This is a genomic window from Brevibacterium sp. FAM 27836 (assembly GCF_051351055.1).
Taxonomy (GTDB): Bacteria; Actinomycetota; Actinomycetes; order Actinomycetales; family Brevibacteriaceae; genus Brevibacterium.
Genome location: NZ_CP195711.1, coordinates 3685167 through 3704493, shown reverse-complemented (window position 1 = coordinate 3704493; position 19327 = coordinate 3685167). Strand labels below are relative to the sequence as shown.

Annotated in this window: 15 protein-coding genes; 7 read left to right on the top strand and 8 right to left on the bottom strand. The window is 65.5% G+C overall.

Annotated elements, in window-relative coordinates; translation table 11 throughout:
• Nucleotides 1–30: 30 nt before the first annotated feature.
• Nucleotides 31–516, top strand: a complete 486-nt coding sequence (locus ACSE4D_RS16510) for an Lrp/AsnC family transcriptional regulator (protein WP_135541194.1) — start codon at nt 31–33, stop codon at nt 514–516.
• Nucleotides 513–1904, top strand: coding sequence for an aspartate aminotransferase family protein (locus ACSE4D_RS16505; RefSeq protein ID WP_135541196.1), 1392 nt, complete (start codon nt 513–515; stop codon nt 1902–1904). The genes ACSE4D_RS16510 and ACSE4D_RS16505 overlap by 4 nt, the downstream gene beginning before the upstream one ends.
• Nucleotides 1905–1996: 92 nt before the next feature.
• Here ACSE4D_RS16505 and ACSE4D_RS16500 read toward each other — a convergent pair whose 3' ends face one another.
• Both ACSE4D_RS16500 and ACSE4D_RS16495 read right to left on the bottom strand, forming a co-directional pair.
• Nucleotides 1997–3286 carry a YibE/F family protein gene (locus ACSE4D_RS16500; RefSeq protein ID WP_436326304.1) on the bottom strand — a complete coding sequence of 430 codons (1290 nt, stop codon included), beginning with the start codon at nt 3284–3286 and terminating at the stop codon, nt 1997–1999.
• Nucleotides 3287–3418: 132 nt separating this feature from the next.
• A complete protein-coding gene (locus ACSE4D_RS16495; protein ID WP_135541199.1) occupies nt 3419–4804 on the bottom strand; it encodes a glycine--tRNA ligase in 1386 nt (461 codons plus the stop codon).
• A gap of 360 nt (nt 4805–5164) precedes the next feature.
• Between ACSE4D_RS16495 and ACSE4D_RS16490 the strand changes: the two genes are divergently transcribed.
• On the top strand, nt 5165–6967 hold the full coding sequence (locus ACSE4D_RS16490) for a DEAD/DEAH box helicase (protein ID WP_425119576.1): 1803 nt from the start codon (nt 5165–5167) through the stop codon (nt 6965–6967).
• A gap of 108 nt (nt 6968–7075) precedes the next feature.
• Here the strand turns inward: ACSE4D_RS16490 and ACSE4D_RS16485 are convergent, their stop codons facing one another.
• From ACSE4D_RS16485 to ACSE4D_RS16470, 4 genes are all read right to left on the bottom strand, one after another.
• The gene (locus ACSE4D_RS16485) at nt 7076–7852 is read right to left on the bottom strand and encodes an isoprenyl transferase (protein ID WP_426937476.1); all 777 of its coding nucleotides are present in this window, start codon (nt 7850–7852) and stop codon (nt 7076–7078) included.
• Nucleotides 7849–8577, bottom strand: a complete 729-nt coding sequence (gene recO, locus ACSE4D_RS16480; protein WP_135541205.1) for a DNA repair protein RecO — start codon at nt 8575–8577, stop codon at nt 7849–7851. The genes ACSE4D_RS16485 and recO overlap by 4 nt, the downstream gene beginning before the upstream one ends.
• 137 nt (nt 8578–8714) lie before the next feature.
• Nucleotides 8715–10475: a 2-isopropylmalate synthase gene (leuA, locus tag ACSE4D_RS16475; RefSeq protein ID WP_135541207.1), complete on the bottom strand. Its 1761-nt coding sequence runs from the start codon at nt 10473–10475 to the stop codon at nt 8715–8717.
• Nucleotides 10476–10720: 245 nt separating this feature from the next.
• A complete protein-coding gene (locus ACSE4D_RS16470) occupies nt 10721–11935 on the bottom strand; it encodes a DUF6636 domain-containing protein (protein ID WP_436326303.1) in 1215 nt (404 codons plus the stop codon).
• A gap of 60 nt (nt 11936–11995) precedes the next feature.
• Between ACSE4D_RS16470 and ACSE4D_RS16465 the strand changes: the two genes are divergently transcribed.
• Both ACSE4D_RS16465 and ACSE4D_RS16460 read left to right on the top strand, forming a co-directional pair.
• Nucleotides 11996–12862 carry a L,D-transpeptidase family protein gene (locus ACSE4D_RS16465; RefSeq protein ID WP_436326302.1) on the top strand — a complete coding sequence of 289 codons (867 nt, stop codon included), beginning with the start codon at nt 11996–11998 and terminating at the stop codon, nt 12860–12862.
• 6 nt (nt 12863–12868) lie between these two features.
• Nucleotides 12869–13435 (top strand): hypothetical protein, encoded by a 567-nt coding sequence (locus ACSE4D_RS16460; protein WP_135541213.1) that lies wholly within the window; start codon nt 12869–12871, stop codon nt 13433–13435.
• A 56-nt stretch (nt 13436–13491) separates the two neighbouring features.
• Here ACSE4D_RS16460 and ACSE4D_RS16455 read toward each other — a convergent pair whose 3' ends face one another.
• Nucleotides 13492–14160, bottom strand: a complete 669-nt coding sequence (locus ACSE4D_RS16455) for an NAD(P)-dependent oxidoreductase (protein WP_436326301.1) — start codon at nt 14158–14160, stop codon at nt 13492–13494.
• Between the two features lie 148 nt (nt 14161–14308).
• Between ACSE4D_RS16455 and ACSE4D_RS16450 the strand changes: the two genes are divergently transcribed.
• Together ACSE4D_RS16450 and ACSE4D_RS16445 are read left to right on the top strand one after the other, a co-directional pair.
• Nucleotides 14309–15175, top strand: a complete 867-nt coding sequence (locus tag ACSE4D_RS16450; protein WP_436326300.1) for a DUF817 domain-containing protein — start codon at nt 14309–14311, stop codon at nt 15173–15175.
• Nucleotides 15176–15279: 104 nt separating this feature from the next.
• Complete coding sequence (locus ACSE4D_RS16445) at nt 15280–17973, top strand: penicillin acylase family protein (RefSeq protein ID WP_436326299.1); 2694 nt, start codon at nt 15280–15282, stop codon at nt 17971–17973.
• A 55-nt stretch (nt 17974–18028) separates the two neighbouring features.
• On the opposite strand, the gene ACSE4D_RS16440 is transcribed toward ACSE4D_RS16445, so the two are convergent.
• On the bottom strand, nt 18029–19228 hold the full coding sequence (locus tag ACSE4D_RS16440) for an alpha/beta hydrolase family protein (RefSeq protein WP_436326298.1): 1200 nt from the start codon (nt 19226–19228) through the stop codon (nt 18029–18031).
• Between the last annotated feature and the right edge of the window lie 99 nt (nt 19229–19327).

Sequence of the window (19327 nt, the reverse complement as noted above, 5' to 3'; positions counted from 1 at the left end):
GGGCTGAGACACACATCACGGAGGTGAAGAATGGACCAGTTCCTGCCGAACGGCAGCGGTTCCCGACTGGGAAATCTCGACGAGAAATCTAAGGCGATCATCGTCGAACTGCAGCACGACGGAAGGAAATCGTATTCGGCCATCGGCAAATCCGTGGGATTGTCCGAGGCCGCTGTGCGTCAGCGGGTCTCAAGGCTCATCGACTCCGGAGTCATGGAGATCGTCGCCGTGACCGACCCGCTGAGTCTCGGTTTCGCCCGGCAGGCGATGGTGGGGCTGAAGATCCGCGGAGACATCACTGCGGTCGCCGATCGGCTCCACGACTACGACGAGATCGACTATCTCGTCGTGACTGCGGGGTCGTTCGACCTCCTCGTCGAGATCGTGTGTGAGTCGGATCGGCATCTGATCGAATTCGTCAACGAAGAGCTCCGCTCGATCGATGCCGTCGTGGATACGGAGCTCTTCATGTACCTCTCACTGGAGAAGCAGAAATACAATTGGGGGACACGATGACAGAGAATGTCACCAGGGCTGGCACTCCTTATCAGGAGGCCATCCGCAACAACGTGTGGATGCATATGTCACCACACCAGGCACTGTTCAACGGTGGTGAAGCGCCGGTCATCGTACGCGGCGAAGGCCACCACATCTTCGACGACAAGGGGAAGAAGTACCTCGACGGTCTCGCCGGCCTGTTCACCGTCCAGGTGGGCCACGGTCGCGAGGAGATCGCGAAGGCGATGTACGACCAGACGCTCAAGCTGCCGTTCATGCCGCTGTGGTCCTACACCCACCCGCAGGCCATCGAGGTCTCGGAACGTCTGGCCAACTACGCGCCGGGCGATCTCAACCGCGTCTTCCTCACCTCCGGCGGTGGAGATTCGGTCGAGTCGGCGATGAAGCTGGCGAAGAACTACTTCAAGCTCGTCGGCAAGCCGGGCAAGCACAAGATCATCTCGCGTGCCACGGCCTACCACGGCACACCGCACGGTGCGCTGTCGGTGACCTCGCTGCCGGGCCTGCGCGAGCAGTTCGCTCCGCTGGTGCCCGGCGCCCACAAGGTGCCGAACACGAACTTCTACCGGGCTCCCGAGCACCTCGCCCATGACGAGAAGGCCTTCGGCCGTTGGGCCGCCGACCGCATCGGCGAAGCCATCGAGTTCGAAGGCGCCGACTCCGTTGCCGCCGTCTTCCTCGAACCTGTGCAGAACTCCGGTGGCTGCTTCCCGCCGCCTCCCGGATACTTCGAGCGGGTCCGTGAGATCTGCGACGAGTACGATGTGCTGCTGGTCTCGGACGAGACGATCTGCGCCTACGGTCGCGTCGGCGACATGTTCGCCTGCAACGACTTCGGCTACGTCCCCGACATCATCACCTCCGCCAAGGGCATCACCTCCGGCTACGCGCCGCTGGGTGCGATGATCGCCTCCGATCGTCTCTTCGAGCCCTTCGGCCCGGGTGGGGATGAGACCTTCTACCACGGCTACACCTTCGGTGGACACCCCGTCTCCTGTGCCGCGGCCATGGCGAACTTCGACGTCTTCGAGACCGAGAAGCTCAACGATCATGTGCATGAGAACGCCGCCGCGTTCAAGTTCACGCTCGAGAAGCTCAAGGACCTGCCGATCGTCGGCGATGTCCGCGGTGAGGGATTCTTCTACGGGATCGAACTCGTCAAGGACAAGGACACCAAGGAGTCGTTCACCGAAGAGGAGTCCGAGCGGATCCTCAAGGACTTCGTGTCCGCGAAGATGTACGACAGCGGTCTGTACTGCCGTGCCGATGACCGTGGAGACCCGGTCATCCAGCTCTCGCCCCCGCTGACGGTGGGCCAGAGCGAGTTCGACGAGATGGAGCAGATCATCCGCGGCGTCCTCACCGAAGCCTGGACCAAACTCTGACCCCAATTGCCACCCGACGGCGGCCCAGCAACCTCGCGCGAGGTTGCTGGGCCGCCGTCGGGTAGTTCTGGAGGGTGGAGGAAGAGGACTGCTCAGCGGCCGCGGTCGCGCAGACGGGCCTCACGGCGAGTCATCGGGGCCTGCGAATCGAGTCCGCTGACCGACGTTCCGGGTGCGACCGCCTCCTCCGCCGGTTCGGAGCGCCGCGGCGGACGCAGGCCGGAACGGACGACGAGGACGCCGAGTCCGGTCGTCAGCGGGATCGCGACGACCAGTCCGATCGAACACACGAGGATGCTCACCACTTCCACGGACATGTCCCCGAGGGTGAACGTGTCGAACAGCGACTGGTCATGGGCGGAGACGATGATGAGCGTCATCAGCGCCGACCCGACATACGCGAAGGTGATCGTGTAGACCGTCGAGGCGATGTGGTCGCGCCCGATGCGCATCGCCCGCGCGAAGAGCTGCGCCGGCTTCATGGTCGGAGCCGCCGTTGCCAGCTCCCACACCGCCGATGCCTGAGTGATCGTGACATCGTTGAGCACCCCGAGACCGGTGATGAGGATCGCGCAGACGATGATGTCGGTCATCGCCAGGTCCGTCGTATCGACGAGGAGGTACCCGTCTTCCGAATAGGCGATGCCCAGATTCGCCCACGACGTCATCCACGCGCCGAGGAGGCCGGTGATGATGATGCCGAGCACCGTGCCGAACAGCGCCGTCGACGTCCGGGCGGAGATTCCGTGGGCAAGATAGAGCGCGACGACCATGATCGCACTCGCTGCGACCAGGGCCACCAGCAGCGGAGGTCTGCCGTCGAGCATCGCCGGAAGCATGAAGACGAACAGCACGGCACCGGCGAAGCCGAGTCCCAGCAGCGCCCTCAAGCCCCGGATACCGGCGACGAGGAGGACGACGATCGCATAGATGATCGCCAGTGCCAGCATCGGCACGTTCCGGTCGAAGTCGATGAAGACGTAGTCGGCACCCAGTTCGGCGCGGTCCGGTGAGTCGGTGAAGTCGAGGACCTTGAGCGTGTCACCGACCTCGACGCCGGCTTTGACGGCATCGGGAGTAACGTAGAGGCTGCCTTCGCGGCCGTCGGCTTCGACGGTGTAGGTCGTGCAGTCGGCGCGGACCATCGGGTCCGTCTCCCCCGCCTCGCAAGCGGTGGCGTCGACGGCCGTGACAGTCGCCTCGGTGTGGGAGGTGCCTTCAGCGGAGTTCGTCGTCGGCCCGCCTCCGGGCAGATCCGTGTCCGGGTTCCCGGGCCACAGCAGCACGATTCCGACGATCGTGGCGACCACGAGCGGGATGAGGCAGGCGATCATGATCCGGCGAACGCGCGGCGAGGCCTTCGGCTCGGACTGGACAGTCATATGCATGGCGGACCTTCGTTGGGTGGCGAAGCTTGAGGCGAGGCAGTGATGAGACCGGTGGTGAGGGGAGCCCAGATGGGAAGGGCCCGGGCGGCAGAGCTTTCTCCGCCGCCCGGGCCCTCCGCAGACAGATCAGGCTCCGGCGAGGTGGTCGGCCAGGTACTTCTCGACCTGATCGATGCTCACGCGCTCCTGGCTCATATCGTCGCGCTTGCGGATCGTGACCGCCTGGTCATCGAGGGTGTCGAAGTCGACGGTGATGCACAGCGGCGTGCCGATCTCGTCCTGGCGCCGGTAGCGGCGTCCGATGGCACCGGCATCGTCGAAGTCGATGTTCCACCGACGGCGCAGTCGGGCGGCGAGCTCCTTCGCCTGCGGCGAAAGCTTCTCGTTGCGGCTCAGCGGCAGCACCGCGGCCTTGACCGGAGCCAGCCGCGGGTCGAGCTTGAGCACGATTCGCTTGTCCACGCCGCCCTTCGTGTTCGGCGCCTCGTCCTCGGTGTAGGCCTCGACGAGGAACGCCATCATCGACCGCGTCAGGCCGAAGGAGGGTTCGATGACATACGGGGTGTAGCGGTCGCCGCTGGCCTGGTCGAAGTACTGCAGCTTCGTTCCGGACAGCTCGGTGTGGGTGCCGAGATCGTAGTCGGTGCGGTTGGCCACTCCCATGAGCTCGCCCCATTCCGAACCTTGGAAGCCGAAGCGGTATTCGACGTCGATGGTGCCCGATGAGTAGTGGGCCCGGTCGTCCTCGGGCACATCGAGGCGGCGGACGTTGTCCGCGGAGATGCCGAGGTCGAGGAACCAGTTCCAGCAGTCTTCGACCCACTGCTTGTAATAGTCGTCGGCTTCGTTCGGGTGGACGAAGTATTCGATCTCCATCTGCTCGAACTCACGGGTGCGGAAGATGAAGTTGCCGGGGGTGATCTCGTTGCGGAAGGCCTTGCCGATCTGGCCGATGCCGAACGGCGGCTTCTTCCGGGCGGCGGTGAGCACGTTGTTGAAGTTCACGAAGATGCCCTGCGCCGTCTCCGGACGCAGGTAATGCAGGCCGGCTTCGGAGTCGACGGGGCCGAGGTAGGTCTTGACGAGTCCGGAGAACTCCTGTGGTTCGGTCCACTGCCCGCGGGTGCCGCAGTCGGGGCAGACGATCTCGGCCATGCCGTTCTCCGGGGCCTTCTTGTGCTTCGCTTCGAACGCCTCGAGCAGGTGGTCCTCACGGTGGCGCTTGTGGCAGTTGAGGCATTCGACGAGCGGGTCGACGAAGGTCTCGACGTGGCCGGACGCCTCCCAGACGCGCTTGGGCAGGATGATCGAGGAGTCGAGGCCGACGACGTCCTCGCGACCGCGCACGAAGGTCTGCCACCACTGGGACTTGATGTTGTCCTTGAGCTCGACGCCCAACGGACCATAGTCCCATGCCGAGCGGGAACCGCCGTAGATCTCTCCTGCCTGGAAGACGAATCCTCTGCGTTTGGCCAGGGCGATGACGGCATCCAACTTGGACTGTGCCACGATTTTCTCTCCTTGATTCAGTTCGCCGACGGCCGGCTGCCGTGGCTCGCAGGTACTACCCTAACCGGTCGACGGCGCCCCTCCTCAACGTCGGCTCTCCACGGGGAGTTGAGTCCGGGAGGCGACTGATCTCACATCGGTTCGGCCCCTTCCGTGCCGCCTCGGCGAGGGTGCAGCATGTAGACTTTGAGTACACCCAAACCTTTCTCCGTACGGACGTCTTGCGCGTCTGTCCAAGCGAGTCCTTGGATCTATTACGGTTTCGGCCCGGATTGCTCACGATGATTGCATAAGCGGCCGCAGGGTAGATCGCCACTACAGTCATCTGCGATCAAGTGTGTGCCGACGTGAGAGAGACAACTCATGACCGATGTGTCCACAACCGACGAAACCACCCCGAAGTTCTCCGAACTCGGACTCCATCCCCTCGTGCTCAAAGCCGTCGAGGCGCAGGGCTATGAGACCCCGACCCCGATCCAGGCCGAGACCATCCCGGCCCTGCTGTCCGGCCGTGACGTCATCGGTCTGGCCCAGACCGGTACCGGTAAGACCGCCGCGTTCGCGCTGCCGGCCCTGTCCGACCTCGCCGAGGCGGGGCGCGCCGCCGATGGCCCGTTCGCTCTCGTTCTCACCCCGACCCGTGAGCTGGCGATCCAGGTCGCCGAGGCGTTCACCTCCTATGCCACCGAGCTGGCCGACTTCTCCGTGCTGCCGATCTACGGCGGTCAGGCCTACGGCCCGCAGCTGGCGGGACTACGCCGCGGAGCGCAGATCGTCGTCGGCACCCCAGGCCGCGTCATCGACCACCTCAAGCGCGGTTCGCTCAAACTCGGCAGCCTTGAGCACCTCATCCTCGATGAGGCCGACGAGATGCTCAAGATGGGCTTCGCCGAGGACATCGAGGAGATCTTCAGCCAGGTCGGTGACAACCGCCAGGTGGCACTGTTCTCCGCGACCATGCCGACGTCGATCCACCGGATCACCGGCAAGTACCTCAACGATCCGCAGGAAGTCCGGATCGCTTCGAAGTCGCAGACCGGCGCGAACATCCGCCAGCGTTACTTCATGGTCCAGCATTCGCACAAGCTCGACGCCCTGACCCGCATCCTCGAGGTCGAGGAGTACGAGGGCATCATCATGTTCGTGCGCACCAAGCAGGCGACCGAGGAACTGGCCGAGAAGCTGCGCGCCCGCGGGTTCAAGGCCTCGGCGATCAACGGCGACATCCCTCAGCAGGCTCGTGAGCGGACCGTGGAGATGCTGCGCTCGGGCAAGGTCGACGTCCTCGTGGCCACCGACGTCGCCGCACGCGGCCTCGACGTCGAGCGCATCACCCTCGTCGTCAACTACGACATCCCGCATGACACCGAGTCCTATGTCCACCGCATCGGCCGCACCGGCCGCGCCGGACGTTCGGGCGAGGCGATCCTCTTCGTCACTCCGCGCGAGCAGCGTCTGCTCGGATCCATCGAACGGGCGACCAAGCAGAAGGTCGAACCGCTGGTTCTGCCCAGCGTCGAAGAGCTGACGAACACCCGGGTGGAGAAGTTCACCAAACGCATCGATGATGTGCTCGCCACGACCGAACTGAGCGAGCTGACTGCCGTCATCGAGCAGTACGAGCTCTCCCGTGATGTCCCGGCGACGAACATCGCCGCGGCCCTGGCCTCGCTCGTGCTCGAGTCGAACACCCTCAAGGCCGAACCGATGCCAGAGCCGGTGCGCGGCAAGCCCGGCCGGGACCGGGACGGCGGCCGTGACGGAGGCCGTCCGGCCCGCGGCGGCCGTGCCCGTGATGAGAACATGACGACCTACCGTCTGGCCGTGGGACGCAATGAGCGACTCCAGCCCGGTGCTGTCGTCGGTGCGATCGCGAACGAGGGCGGAATCACCTCGAAGCAGATCGGCCACATCGACATCCGGTCGAACCACACTCTCGTCGACCTGCCCAAGGACCTCGACCCGTCCGTGCTGCGCAAACTCTCCCACACCGAGATCCAGGGCCGCCCCATCGACATCCGTCCGGATTCGGGCCGCCCGGCGCGTCCGTTCAAGAAGCGCAACTTCGACAAGCAGCCCGGCGACGGCCGCAACTTCCGCAACGATCGCCGAGGCGGGAAGAAGTTCGGAGCTCGCAGCTCCGATCGCTCCCGCGACCGTTTCTGACCCCGGTCTGACGCCCCTGTCGCACTGAGTGCATCGACGGCCCCGCAGCAGTGTGCTGCGGGGCCGTCGACGTTTCACGAATGCCAGCGGGCACCCGCAGACAGCTGCTTAGGCCGTTGGAGTGTCGACTGCTCCGCCGAAACGGCGGTCACGGCGCGCGTACTCTTCGATCGCGGCCCACAGCGTGCGCCGGTCGACATCGGGCCACAGCACGTCTTGGAAGACCATCTCGGCGTAGGCGGACTGCCAGAGCAGGAAGTTCGAGGTCCGCTGCTCCCCCGAGGAGCGCATGAACAGGTCGACATCGGGCACTCCGGGCGCGTAGAGCCGCGACCGGATGGTCTTCTCCGAGACCTTCCCCGGTTTGAGTTTGCCGGCAGCCACCTCGGCGGTGATCGCATTGATCGCGTCGACGATCTCCGATCGGCCACCGTAGTTCACGCAGAACTGCAGCACCAGGCCAGTGTTGTGCTTGGTCATCTCGGCGGCGGACTCGAGTTCGTCGATGACCGATCGCCACAGCCGACCGCGCCGTCCCGACCACACGATCCGCACACCGAGGGCGTTGAGTTCGTCGCGACGGCGACGGATGACGTCACGATTGAAGCCCATGAGGAAGCGCACCTCGTCGGGTGAGCGCTTCCAGTTCTCCGTCGAGAACGCATACGCGGACAGATACTCCACACCGACCTCGATGGCTCCGTGGACGACGTCGAGCAGCGAAGCCTCGCCGGCCCTGTGCCCTTCCGTGCGCGGCAGTCCCCGCTGATTCGCCCACCGACCGTTGCCGTCCATGACGATGGCCACGTGCTCAGGCACGAACTTCGCATCGATGCGCGGAGGACGCGCTCCGCTGGGGTGGGCCGGTGGTGCGGGATAGCTCATGTGCTCTCCAGAACTCTCAGTGATCGGATATTGCGCTCGAGGTGCCAGGACACCCAGTCGGAGACGAGCTTCGACCCGTCGATCTGATCGTGCAGGTCGGAGGCCTCGGCCCGTTCCCAGTCACCGGAGAGCAGCGCGGCCATGTGCTCGAGCGCATCGGTGTCGGGCAGCGCCGCCCCGGACGGGCGGCAGTGCGTGCACACGGCACCGCCGAGGGACGCGGAGAAAGCCCGGTGCGGTCCGGGCCGACCGCATTGTGCGCAGTCGAGCAGGCTGGGTGCCCATCCGGCCACCGACATCGCGCGCAGCAGGTAGGCGTCCAATGACAGCCGCGGCGGGTGTTCGCGATTGCACAGGGAGCGGATCGCGGAGACGAGGAGGAGGAAATGGGTGCGCGATTGGGGTTCGACCTCGGTGATGCTGCGGGCGGTTTCGGCCATCACCGAGGCGGCCGAATAGACATCGTAGTCCGTGGCGATTCCCCGTGCGAAGGGTTCGATGAGTTCGACCTGAGTGACGATGTCGAGGCTGCGCCCGACATGGCACTGGACGTCGATGAGCATAAAGGGTTCGAGTCGTGAGCCGAACCGCGATTTCGTCCGACGCACCCCCTTGGCGACGGCGCGCACGAGGCCGTGGCTGCGGGTGAGCACGGTGACGATGCGGTCGGCTTCGCCGAGCTTGTGCCCTTGGAGCACGATGCCTTCATCACGATAGTTGTGCACCCGCCCATTATCGCAGAGCGCGGCGGGGATTCCTCCCCGCCGCGCTCTGCGACCGCTGTGAGATGGGCCCGGAAGGCCGCCGGAGGCTCAGTCCCGCAGCCGCGGAGACTCAGCCTCAGGCCCGGGGCTCACCCGTTTCAGGCCTGACGGTCCCGAGCGGCGCGGTTGACGGCCGAGACGACGGCTTTGAGCGAGGCCTTCGTGATGTTCGGGTGGAGCCCCGCACCCCAGACGACACGGTCCTCGACGGCGAGTTCGACGTAGGCGGCGGCCATGGCGTCGGCACCGGAGCCGATCGCGTGCTCGGTGTAGTCCTGGAGTCTGATGTCGACGTCGAAGTTCTCGACGAGGATCTTCACGAGCGCATCGATCGGGCCTTTGCCGTGACCTTCGTAGGTGCGTTCCTGACCGTCGACGATGAGGTCGACCTCGACGCGTTCGGACGGGCCCGATTCGCCGACGGTGCCCGAGTCCGTGCGCAGGCCCACGATCTGGAAGCGGCCCCATGCCTTGTCTTCATCGTCCGAGGGCAGGTACTCATAGTTGAAGATCTTGCGGATCTCCTCGGCGTTGACCTCGCCCCCGCCCTCGGTGTGCATCTGCACGGCGCGGGAGAATTCGACCTGCATCCGACGCGGCAGGTCAAGACCGTACTCGCTCTTGAGCAGGTAGGTCACGCCGCCCTTGCCGGACTGCGAGTTCACGCGGATGATCGCCTCGTAGGAACGGCCGAGGTCCTTCGGGTCGACCGGCAGGTAGGGCATGTCCCATTCCATGAGGTCGACGGGTGTACCCTGGGCGTTCGCCTTCTTCTCCCGATCGGCGAAGGCCTTGTTGATCGCATCCTGGTGCGAACCGGAGAACGAGGTGAACACGAGGTCGCCGCCGTAGGGGTGGCGTTCGTGGACACCGATCTGGTTGCATTCGGTGACGGTGTGGATGACCTCGTCGATGTCGGAGAAGTCGAGTTCCGGATCCACGCCCTGGGTGTAGAGGTTGAGCGCGACGGTCACCAGGTCGAGGTTGCCGGTGCGCTCCCCGTTGCCGAACAGGCAGCCTTCGATGCGGTCGGCGCCGGCCATCATGCCCAGTTCTGCGGCTGCGACACCGGTGCCCCGGTCGTTGTGCGGGTGCAGTGAGACGGCGACATCGTCGCGGTAGGGAATGTTGCGGCAGAACCATTCGATCTGGTCGGCGTAGGTGTTCGGGGTGCCGCGTTCGACGGTGGCGGGCAGGTTGACGACGGTTTCGCGCCCGGCGGCCGGCTGCCACACATCGAGCACGGAGCCGACGATGTCGAGAGCGAATTCGGGTTCGGTGTCGACGAAGATCTCCGGCGAGTACTGGTAGCCGAAGTCCGCGTCACCGAGCAGCGACTCCGCATGCTTCATCACCGCCTGGGTGCCCTGGAGCGCGATGTCACGGGTCTGATCGAAGCCGTCGCCGTCGAAGCCGAAGACGACTTTGCGGAAGACCGGAGCCGTCGCGTTGTAGAGGTGCACGGTGGGCATCTTCGCGCCGACGAGGGACTCGACGGTGCGTTCGATGAGATCCTCACGAGCCTGTGTGAGAACGGAGATCCTGACATCGTCGGGGATCGCGTCCTGTTCGATGATCTCGCGGACGAAGTCGAAGTCGACCTGGCTGGCGGCGGGGAATCCGACCTCGATCTCCTTGAAGCCGAGCTTGACGAGGAGGTCGAACATCTTGCGTTTGCGGTCCGGGGTCATCGGGTCGATGAGGGCCTGATTGCCGTCGCGCAGATCCGTGCTCAGCCAGCGGGGGGCCTTGCGGATGAGCTGATCGGGCCAGGTGCGATCGCGCATATCGAGGGCGATGCGGTCCTGGAAGGACTTGTATTTGCCGAACGGCATGGGAGAAGGCTTCTGCAGTTTCATGATTCCTCTATCTCAGTTTCTCAACGCTTGACCAGCATAGGAAGACTCCGCGACGAGTGTGCTGTATGTTCAGGACTCGTCGCGGCAAGGAAGGAGGAGGATCCTGTGAGCCACGTGCCCACCGTAATCCGATCCTCGCCGTCCGTCACACCTTTGTCCACATCCTAAGACCACCGAGGCGGTCGCCGTGTTCGCGGATCCGGTCGCTAAGACCACCGAGGCGGCCCCGACCCGGTCGCATTCCCTCACTTGAGGAAGTCGACCGAGGCGCGGCGAACGTTGAATCCGACTCCGGAGTCGTCGGACTTGCATTCCATGCCCTCTTCGGTCGAGGTGCAGGTCATTCCCTCGGCAGAGACCGAATCGCCGTATCCGAGAACGCGTGCGGCGCCTTCGGACTCGGGCGCTTCGACACAGGAGAATCCTGCCCCTTCATTGTTCGCCACGACGATGTCGCCCCAGTCGTCGAGTCGGCAGTCATCGGGTTTCGCCGGAGGCGAGTAGTCGTAGTCCTTGATCATGCACCTCGCTCGTTCGGAGTCGATGGTGCAGGCGATGTTGCCCGACGGGGACGTGAAGGATTCCTCGGCCACCGGGGGTTCGGAGCTGCCCGAGTCGGTGGGTTCGGGTTCGTCGGTCTGGCCGATCGACGGCTGATCCGTGGGAGCAGCCGAGGTGTCTTCCGAACCCTGGGTGGCGTCCCAGGCGATATAGCCGACGATGCCGAGGGCAAGGACCAGGGCGATCGCAGCGAGCACCCACAGCCAGGCGGGGACTTTCTTCGTCTCGGGCCGCTGCCCGTAGGGCCCACCGGGTCCACCGGGTCCGCCGTATCCGCCCGGGCCCCCAGGTCCGCCCTGGCCACCGGGCCCGCCCGGTCCGTAGCCGCTTCCTGCGGCATCGGCCGGCGCGGCAGCATAGGCGGGAGCGTATCCGGCCGGGGCAGGCTGCGGTCCGCTCGAAGACGGCGCCGGTCCGCCGGGGGGCGTCGCCGCAGTCGGCTGCGCAGCCGCACCCGCGTGTCCGGCCGCCCCGAATTCCTGTCCCCACTGACCCTGCTGCGGGTGAGCTTCGGTCTCGTATTCGGGTCCTGACGGTGCATCGGAGCTCGGCAGCGGGTTCCACTGCTTCGGCGCCGAGGCGGCTTCGGCAGCGGCGATGTCCTCGGAGTTCGCTTTGCGCGGCGCGGCCGGAAGCCCACCGGTTTCGTATCCGTCGGCAGCGGCGAGCTGGCGCAGCTCTTCGAGGCTGAGGACCTCGGTGGCGTCGGTGCCGTCGGATTCGACCATCGACCGCAGCCTCTGCAGTTCGGTCGGAGTCAGTGCTTGGGTGGAGCCATCCGCGGCCGCGGACTCGTCCTGGCCGATGAACAACTGCGTTGTGATCGACTGCGGAGACTCCTCGGCCGGTTTCCGGCGCCCGGGGCGCGGAGGATGGTTCGGCACGGGTGGAATGCTCATGAGGTCATTTTCGCATAGTCACTACCCGGGAGTTCTCATGTGGCATGAGATGATGGCCTCATGTCCAATGGTGTCCACCGGCGCGCGGGCGTGTCTGCGATCCTCGCCTTCGCCCTGCTGCTCACCGCTTGCGGCGCTGATTCCGATGGCGGCGGCGAGTCCGATGCGACCGTCGATTCCACGGCTCTGGCCGCCCCGGCACAGCAGACGAGCATCGGCGATTTCGCGGCCCCCGCGCAGGTCTCCCCGACCGGTGGCGACGCGAGTCACGCCTCGAACGCCTCCGGGTCGACCACGGATTCTGCTGCGGCCAGCACCGAGTCGAACGGTCCCGCCCATGAGGTTCCCCTCCCGGGGCTCGCGCAGGAGTATGCGGACCAGATCCCCGAGGAGACGTCCCAGGTCCTCGTCGCCACGTCGGCCGATGCGCGCTCGGAGACGTCGACGCTGAGTTTCTATGAGTTCGAGGGCAAGAAGTGGAAGAAGCTCAAGACGTTCACCACGCACAACGGCAGCAACGGCTGGCTGAAGGACCGCCATGAGGGCGACAAGACGAGTCCCATCGGCGTGTTCACTCTCAGCGACGCGGGCGGGTTCAAAGCCGACCCGGGCACGAAGCTGCCGTACACGCGAGACAGCCGTCTGCCCTCCTCGGCGACGGTGGCCTATGGTGCGGACTATAAGTCCGTGTTCGACTACATCATCGCCATCGACTACAACCGCAAGCCGGGGACTCCGCCCACGGACAAGACCCGTCCGATGGGCTGGGACAAGGGCGGCGGAATCTGGCTCCACCTCGATCATGATTCCGGCACCAATGGCTGTGTGACCCTCGATGAGGCCGATCTCAAGTGGATCCTGCGCACCATCGATCCCGCCGATCACCCGCGCATCGCCATGGGCCCGGCGACCGAGCTGAAGAAGTAGCAGCCGGTGCCTCGCCTCGTCATCTCCCTCGTCCAATCGATCAACGGCTCGTTCGCGCAGGACGGCTGGTCGACCGGGGTGTCGACCGACACGGATTTCCGGAACTTCATCGCTCTGCGTCGGCGCGCCTCGGCGCTCATCATCGACCGACGCACCGCTCTCAATCCCCAGCTGCCGGTCATCAACGCCCCAGGCAAGGCCCTCGAGCACACGCCGGTGCACGTGCTCACGGAGTCGGATCCGGCCCCTCTGGCCCGGCAGTTGGCCGAGATCGGTGTGGACTACCGTGCCCAGCAGTTCACCCCGGGCACCATCGCCGAGGTGGTCGCCTCCTTGGCCACGCGCGCGGACACTCCGGCCGGTGAGGAGCTCATCGTCTGTGAGTCAGGCCCGAACCTCGCGTTCCGCCTGCTCGAACACCACCCGGGCGCTGAGCTGCTGCTGAGCATCAGCCCCCGGTACATCCACACCGAGGGCAGTCATTTCTCCCGTCTGCCGGCACAGATCGATCTGCGGCTCATCGATGTCCGTGACGAGGACGATCAGGTCTTCCTCCGCTACCGCCGCGCCTGACTCGAGACATGTCGGTCGCGCCCGACCCAAGACAGCACAGTCGGCCGCGGCGAGTCTCATCCGTTCTCCCCACCGTGGTCCGAGCCGATCTCCGTGCTCACCTCGAAGCGGTCGGCACCGTCCACGATCGCGGCTGCGGCTGCGGCCACCTCGGCGAGTCCGATGGTCTCCACTCCCCCGGTGAGGTCGTTGCGGTCGTCGCCGCCGATGGGTGCCATGACCCGCAGTTCTCGGAAGTCCACCCTCGTCGATTCGGCGGCGGCGACCTCGATGAGCATCTTCTGCGCCGCCCCGAATACGCTGATCCCTCCGGAGCCGGGCAGGGCCTCGACGCTGGCGACGCCGTTGAACGCGAGATGAGTGAGGCGACCGGTACCCCGGTCTGCCGCCAGTCGCTCGGAGATCACGCAGGCGGTGAAGTGTCCGCGCAGGTAGGCGTCGTAGTCGGTGTCGAACTTCGCGAGACCGCGGTCGAGTACGGGTGAGTCCATGTACCACCCGCCGATCGCGGCGACGACGGCATCGACCGGTGGTGTCTTCGCGTCGGTGAGCTCGCTGATGACCTTGTCGGCGTCGTCCACCCACCGGGGCACCACCAGCGGCTGATAGCTCGTCTCGGCGGTGGGAGGCCGGCGCACGATCCCGGTGATGCGGTGGTCGGAGCTGAGCAGCTTCGCGAGTCCCGTGCCGACGTGACCGGAGGCGCCGAAGAGGAGAATATGCATGATGCGAGTCTAAGTCGCAGCCGACATCGGGGGCCATCGGCTCGCCTCCCGGTCGGATCGGTCCCGATCTCGTCACGATAGGCTTGCCGTAGACGTCTCACCGGTGACCGCATTCCCTTCCCGTTCTTGTTCCCCCACCGAAGGACTCATGGCCGCACGCAGCGAACTCACCCGCCTCGAAGCCTTCCTCGACGTCTTCGCCGACCGGCTCCTCCCTCGCGCACCCGCCGGCATTCGGGAGTTCCTCGCCTTTGGGATCAAACAGGCGTGGGCGTGCCTGTTCGGCGGACTCATGCTCATCGCCATCATCGGCACGTCCTGGCTCTATCCCGAGGACGCGGCACTGGCCGGCAACGACTTCCTCGTCATCCTCGCCGTCATCATCCAGATCGGCATGCTCGCCGCACGCCTGGAGACCGGGCACGAACTCGTCGTCATCATCGTCTTCCACATCGTCGGTACGGGCATGGAGATCTTCAAAACCGCGGTCGGTTCGTGGAACTACGCCCCCGGCGGGTTCCTCCACATCGGCGCCGTCCCCCTGTTCACAGGCTTCATGTACGCCGCCGTCGGGTCCTATCTCGTCCGCGTCTATCGACTGTTCGACTTGAGGTTCACCCATTACCCGCCGAGGTGGCTCACCGCCGTCATCGCCGCCGCCATCTACCTCAACTTCTTCACTCATCACTTCATCATCGACCTCCGCCTGCTCCTCGTGGTTCTCACCGTCGTCGTCTTCTTCCGCTGTCGGGTGCATTTCAGCGTTCACCGCACGACACTGTCGATGCCGGTGCTCCTGGCCTTCGTCCTCGTCGCCTTCTTCATCTGGTTGGCTGAGAACATCGGCACCGCGGCCGGGGCCTGGCTGTATCCGAGCCAGGACGACGGGTGGCAACTGGTGCCGCTGACGAAACTCGTCGCCTGGTTCCTGCTCATGATGATCTCCGTCGTCCTCGTCACCTTCGTCCACAAACCGAAACCGCCTGAGACCGAGACGCCCGAGGCACACGGCTGACCGTCCCACGACCGACACTCCTGTCGAAAACGTCGATACCCCCGGTCAGGACGGTCGACACTGATACTGTGAACCGAAGGATCTTGGACGGCCGAAGGAGACTCATGGCGGCGCCCGATGCGCAGGACGAGAAGGAATCGAGCGCATTGCTCAAGGTGTTCCGCCCATCCGGCGGTTCGCATCTGGCAGTCAGCACCCGTGTACTCGTGCGTGTGCTCGCCGGCATCCTCGTCCTCGCGCTGCTGCTGACCGTCATCGGTGTCTTTCTCGTCCGCCGGTCCTTCCCCACCACCGACGGTGAGATCTCCCTGCCGGGACTCGACGCCGCGGTCACCGTCCAGCGTGACGAATCGGGTGTTCCCACCATCGAAGCCGAGACCGCCCATGACCTGTTCGCGGCTCAGGGTTTCGTCCACGCTCAGGACCGTTTCTGGGAGATGGACTTCCGCCGCCATGTCACCTCGGGGCGTCTGTCCGAACTCTTCGGCAGTTCCCAGTTCGGCACCGACACATTCATTCGCACCCTGGGCTGGCGGGAAGTCGCCGAAGAGGAAGTGAAGAGACTCGATCAGACGACCCGGGCCTACTACGAGGCCTACGCGGACGGAGTCAACGCCTACCTCAAGGACAAGTCCCCCAGTCAGGTGTCCCTCGAGTACACCGTCCTCGGGCTGCAGTCGGGAGCGACCACGATCGAGAAGTGGACTCCTGCCGACAGCGTCGCCTGGCTCAAGGCCATGGCCTGGGACCTCCGGTCGAACCTCGGAGACGAGATCGACCGCACCGTACTGACGTCCGCACTCGATCAGCAGCAGGTCGAGGATCTGTTCCCCGACTACCCGTATGCCACCCGCCCGACGATCCTCGGCGGCGTCGCCGGACACACAGCCGCGAAGAACGGAAGCCGGCGGGGGGAGGCTCCCCCGACTGGCGAGAAGCCATCAGTCGATTCGGGCGAGGCGGGCACCGACGACGAGGAGGCGCAGGCCGGGGGCACCATCCCCGACGACCCGGCCTCGACCGATGACCTCCTCGATCTGAGATCGACGGTCGCCTCGCTGCCGCAGCTGCTGGGCATGAACAGCGACGACATCGGATCGAATTCCTGGGTGATCTCCGGAGAGCATACGAAGTCCGGTTCCCCGCTGCTGGCCAATGACCCGCATCTGGCCCCGGCGATGCCCTCGGTGTGGTACCAGGTCGGTCTGCGCTGCAAGAAGGTCACTGAGGACTGTCCCTTCGACGTCTCCGGCTTCTCCTTCTCCGGCCTCCCCGGCGTCGTCATCGGCCACAACCAGTCGATCGCCTGGGGGCTGACGAACCTCGGCGCCGATGTCACCGACCTCGTGGTGGAGAAGATCCGTGACGGACGAGTCGTCCACGACAACGGCGATGAGCCGGTGCGCGTGCGCAAGGAGACGGTGAAGATCGCGAACGAAGACCCGCGGGAGATCACCATCCGCTCCACCCGCAACGGACCGCTCGTATCCAAACTCGACAGCTCCTATCGTCGTGCCCTCGACGCTTCCACGGGTGCCGATGCGACGAACCCGAAGTCCGGTCCCGACGATGAGCACTACGGTCTCGCCCTCGACTGGACGGCTCTGCGCCCGGGCACGACCGCCTCGGCGGTGTTCGAGATCAACAAGGCGACGAACTGGAAGGAGTTCCGGCACGCGGCCTCCCTGTTCGATGTTCCGTCCCAGAATCTCATCTACGCCGACGTCGCCGGCAATATCGGATACCAGGCCCCGGGGATGATCCCCCGCCGTGGCACGGCGGACGGGACCGTGCCGCGCCGCGGATGGAAATCCGATGAGGACTGGCAGGGATGGGTCGACTTCGAGGACCTGCCGAGCCTGTACAACCCCGAACGCGGGTGGATCGTGACCGCGAACAATCCGGTCGCCGCCCCCGGTGAGACCGTCGAGCTGGGCCGCGACGTCGACTACGGCGACCGGGCACGGCGCATCACCAAGCGCATCAAGGACGCGGTCAACGAGGGCAGGAAGCTGCGGCCGGTCGATATGTCCGCCATTCAGGGCGACGACCTCAATCCGTTCGCCTCGAAGCTCGTGCCTGCGGTGCTGAAGATCGACGCCGATGGTGATGAGGACATCGCCCGGGCGCAGAAGATGCTCAAGGAGTGGAGTGGCAAGGACGCCGCCAACAGCGCCGGTGCCGCCTACTTCAATGTGCTCTCCACGACCCTCCTCGACCAGGTCATCGCGGACAAGCTGCCCAAGGGGGTCTCCCCCAGCGGCGGTTCACGCTGGTACCTCGTGATGTCGAATCTCCTCGAGGATCCCGAATCGCAGTGGTGGTCGGACAAGGGCGTCGACGGTCGGGACGAAGCACTGCGCAAGGCGATGAAATCGGCATGGTCGACGACGGAGGATCTGCTCGGGTCCGAACCCGCGACCTGGAGGTGGGGAATCCTGCACCGGCTGACGATCCGCAACGCCAGCCTCGGCGAATCGGGGATCGTCCCGATCGAGAAGCTGTTCAACCGCGGACCCTATGAGGTCTCGGGCGGTTCGGGCGTCGTCCAGGCCACCGGGTGGGATGCTTCGGTCGGCTATGAGACGAACTGGGTGCCGTCGATGCGTCAGACCGTCGACCTGTCGAACTTCGACGCGTCGAATTGGATCAACCTCACGGGTGCTTCGGGGCATGCCTTCCACCCGCATTACGACGATCAGACGAACGACTGGGCGGCCAACGTCAACCGTCCCTGGCCGTACTCGAAGCAGGCGGTCGCTGCGGCAGCCGAAGACACGCTCACGCTCAGGCCCTGAAACGCACGCTCACGCTCTGCTGAGGATCCGGTCCTCGGCTGGCCGCTCTCTGCGATCAGGCCTTCGGCAGGATCTTCGCCTCGAGGAAGTTCGCGACATCGTCTTCCCAGCGCACCGGGTCGATGTTCCATTCCTTCGTGTGGTGGGCCTTGCTGTAGGTGGGCATCGTCACGAGGTCCCGGCGCACCGAAGCCAGGGCGTGTGAGGGGCCCGAAGGCACGAATTCATCATCGTCGGAGTGGATGAGCAGGACGGGGACGTCGAGTTCGGCCGCCCGCGTCACCCAATCCATGCGGTCGAGGTCGAGCGGGGTCTCCAGTCCGGTGATCGGGCGTGCCCACGGCTGAGTGATCATCTCGAGGGTGAGTTTCGCGATCGGGGTCGGCAGCAGGTTCTTCTTCGCCTGTCCGTCGAGCACGTTCACCCAGTCGACGACCGGCCCGTCGAGGACGAGGGACGTGACGTAGCGCCGGTTGCGTCCGCGCGAAGCCGCCTGCAGAGCGATCGCCCCGCCCATCGACCAGCCGAAGAGGACGACGTTCTTCGCCCCGCGCGCCACGGCGCAGTCGATGGCCGCGTCGACGTCGATCCATTCGGTGTCGCCGAGGCCGTAGCGGGAGGTGGTCTCCACCCGCACCTCGGCGTCGTTGCGGTAGGACATGGCGATGGCAGGCACTCCGAGAGTGTTGAGCACCGGGGCCGCACGCAGACCCTCGGCGCGAGTGCTGGCGCGACCGTGGATGAGGATCGCCCAGGTCTCCTGCGGTTCCGGGTGATCGGTGGGCAGCAGCCAGGCGGGCAGACGACCCGCATCGGAGCGGATCTCGATGTCGTCGAAGTTCACACCCGCGGCCACCGGATCGGGGTAGACGATGCCGGTCCAGCGTCCGCGCCACGCGCGGCGGATGTCTCCGCGAGTCACGGAGAGGATCTCGCGTGAGACGGTGCGAGAGCGCGGATCGTATTCGACGATGTCGCCGATCACTGCGTGGCCCGCGCCCTGGTTGAAGTAGAGGCCGTAGGTGCCGGGCACCGTCGTCTCTTCGTCGGCGGGCAGATGGATGCGCATATTCGGAGGGAAACCGTCGATGTGCAGGATGTCGAGTTCTTCCGGCGCGTTCTCCGGAACCACGATCCTGCGGGCGAAGTAGGCGGCCAGTCCCGAGGACGCCACGGAGATCAGCGCGCCCAGTCCGGCGCCGACTCCGACAGCAGCCACCAGCAGGCGGGCGGGGAACTTCGTCTCGCGGGTCATGTAAACCTCCTGACTTCATTGTTGCCTAAGGAATGAGCAGGAGCCAAACGCTGTTGTCCCCAGCAGGGGCGAAGATCCTCTCCGCCCATGCGAACAGCA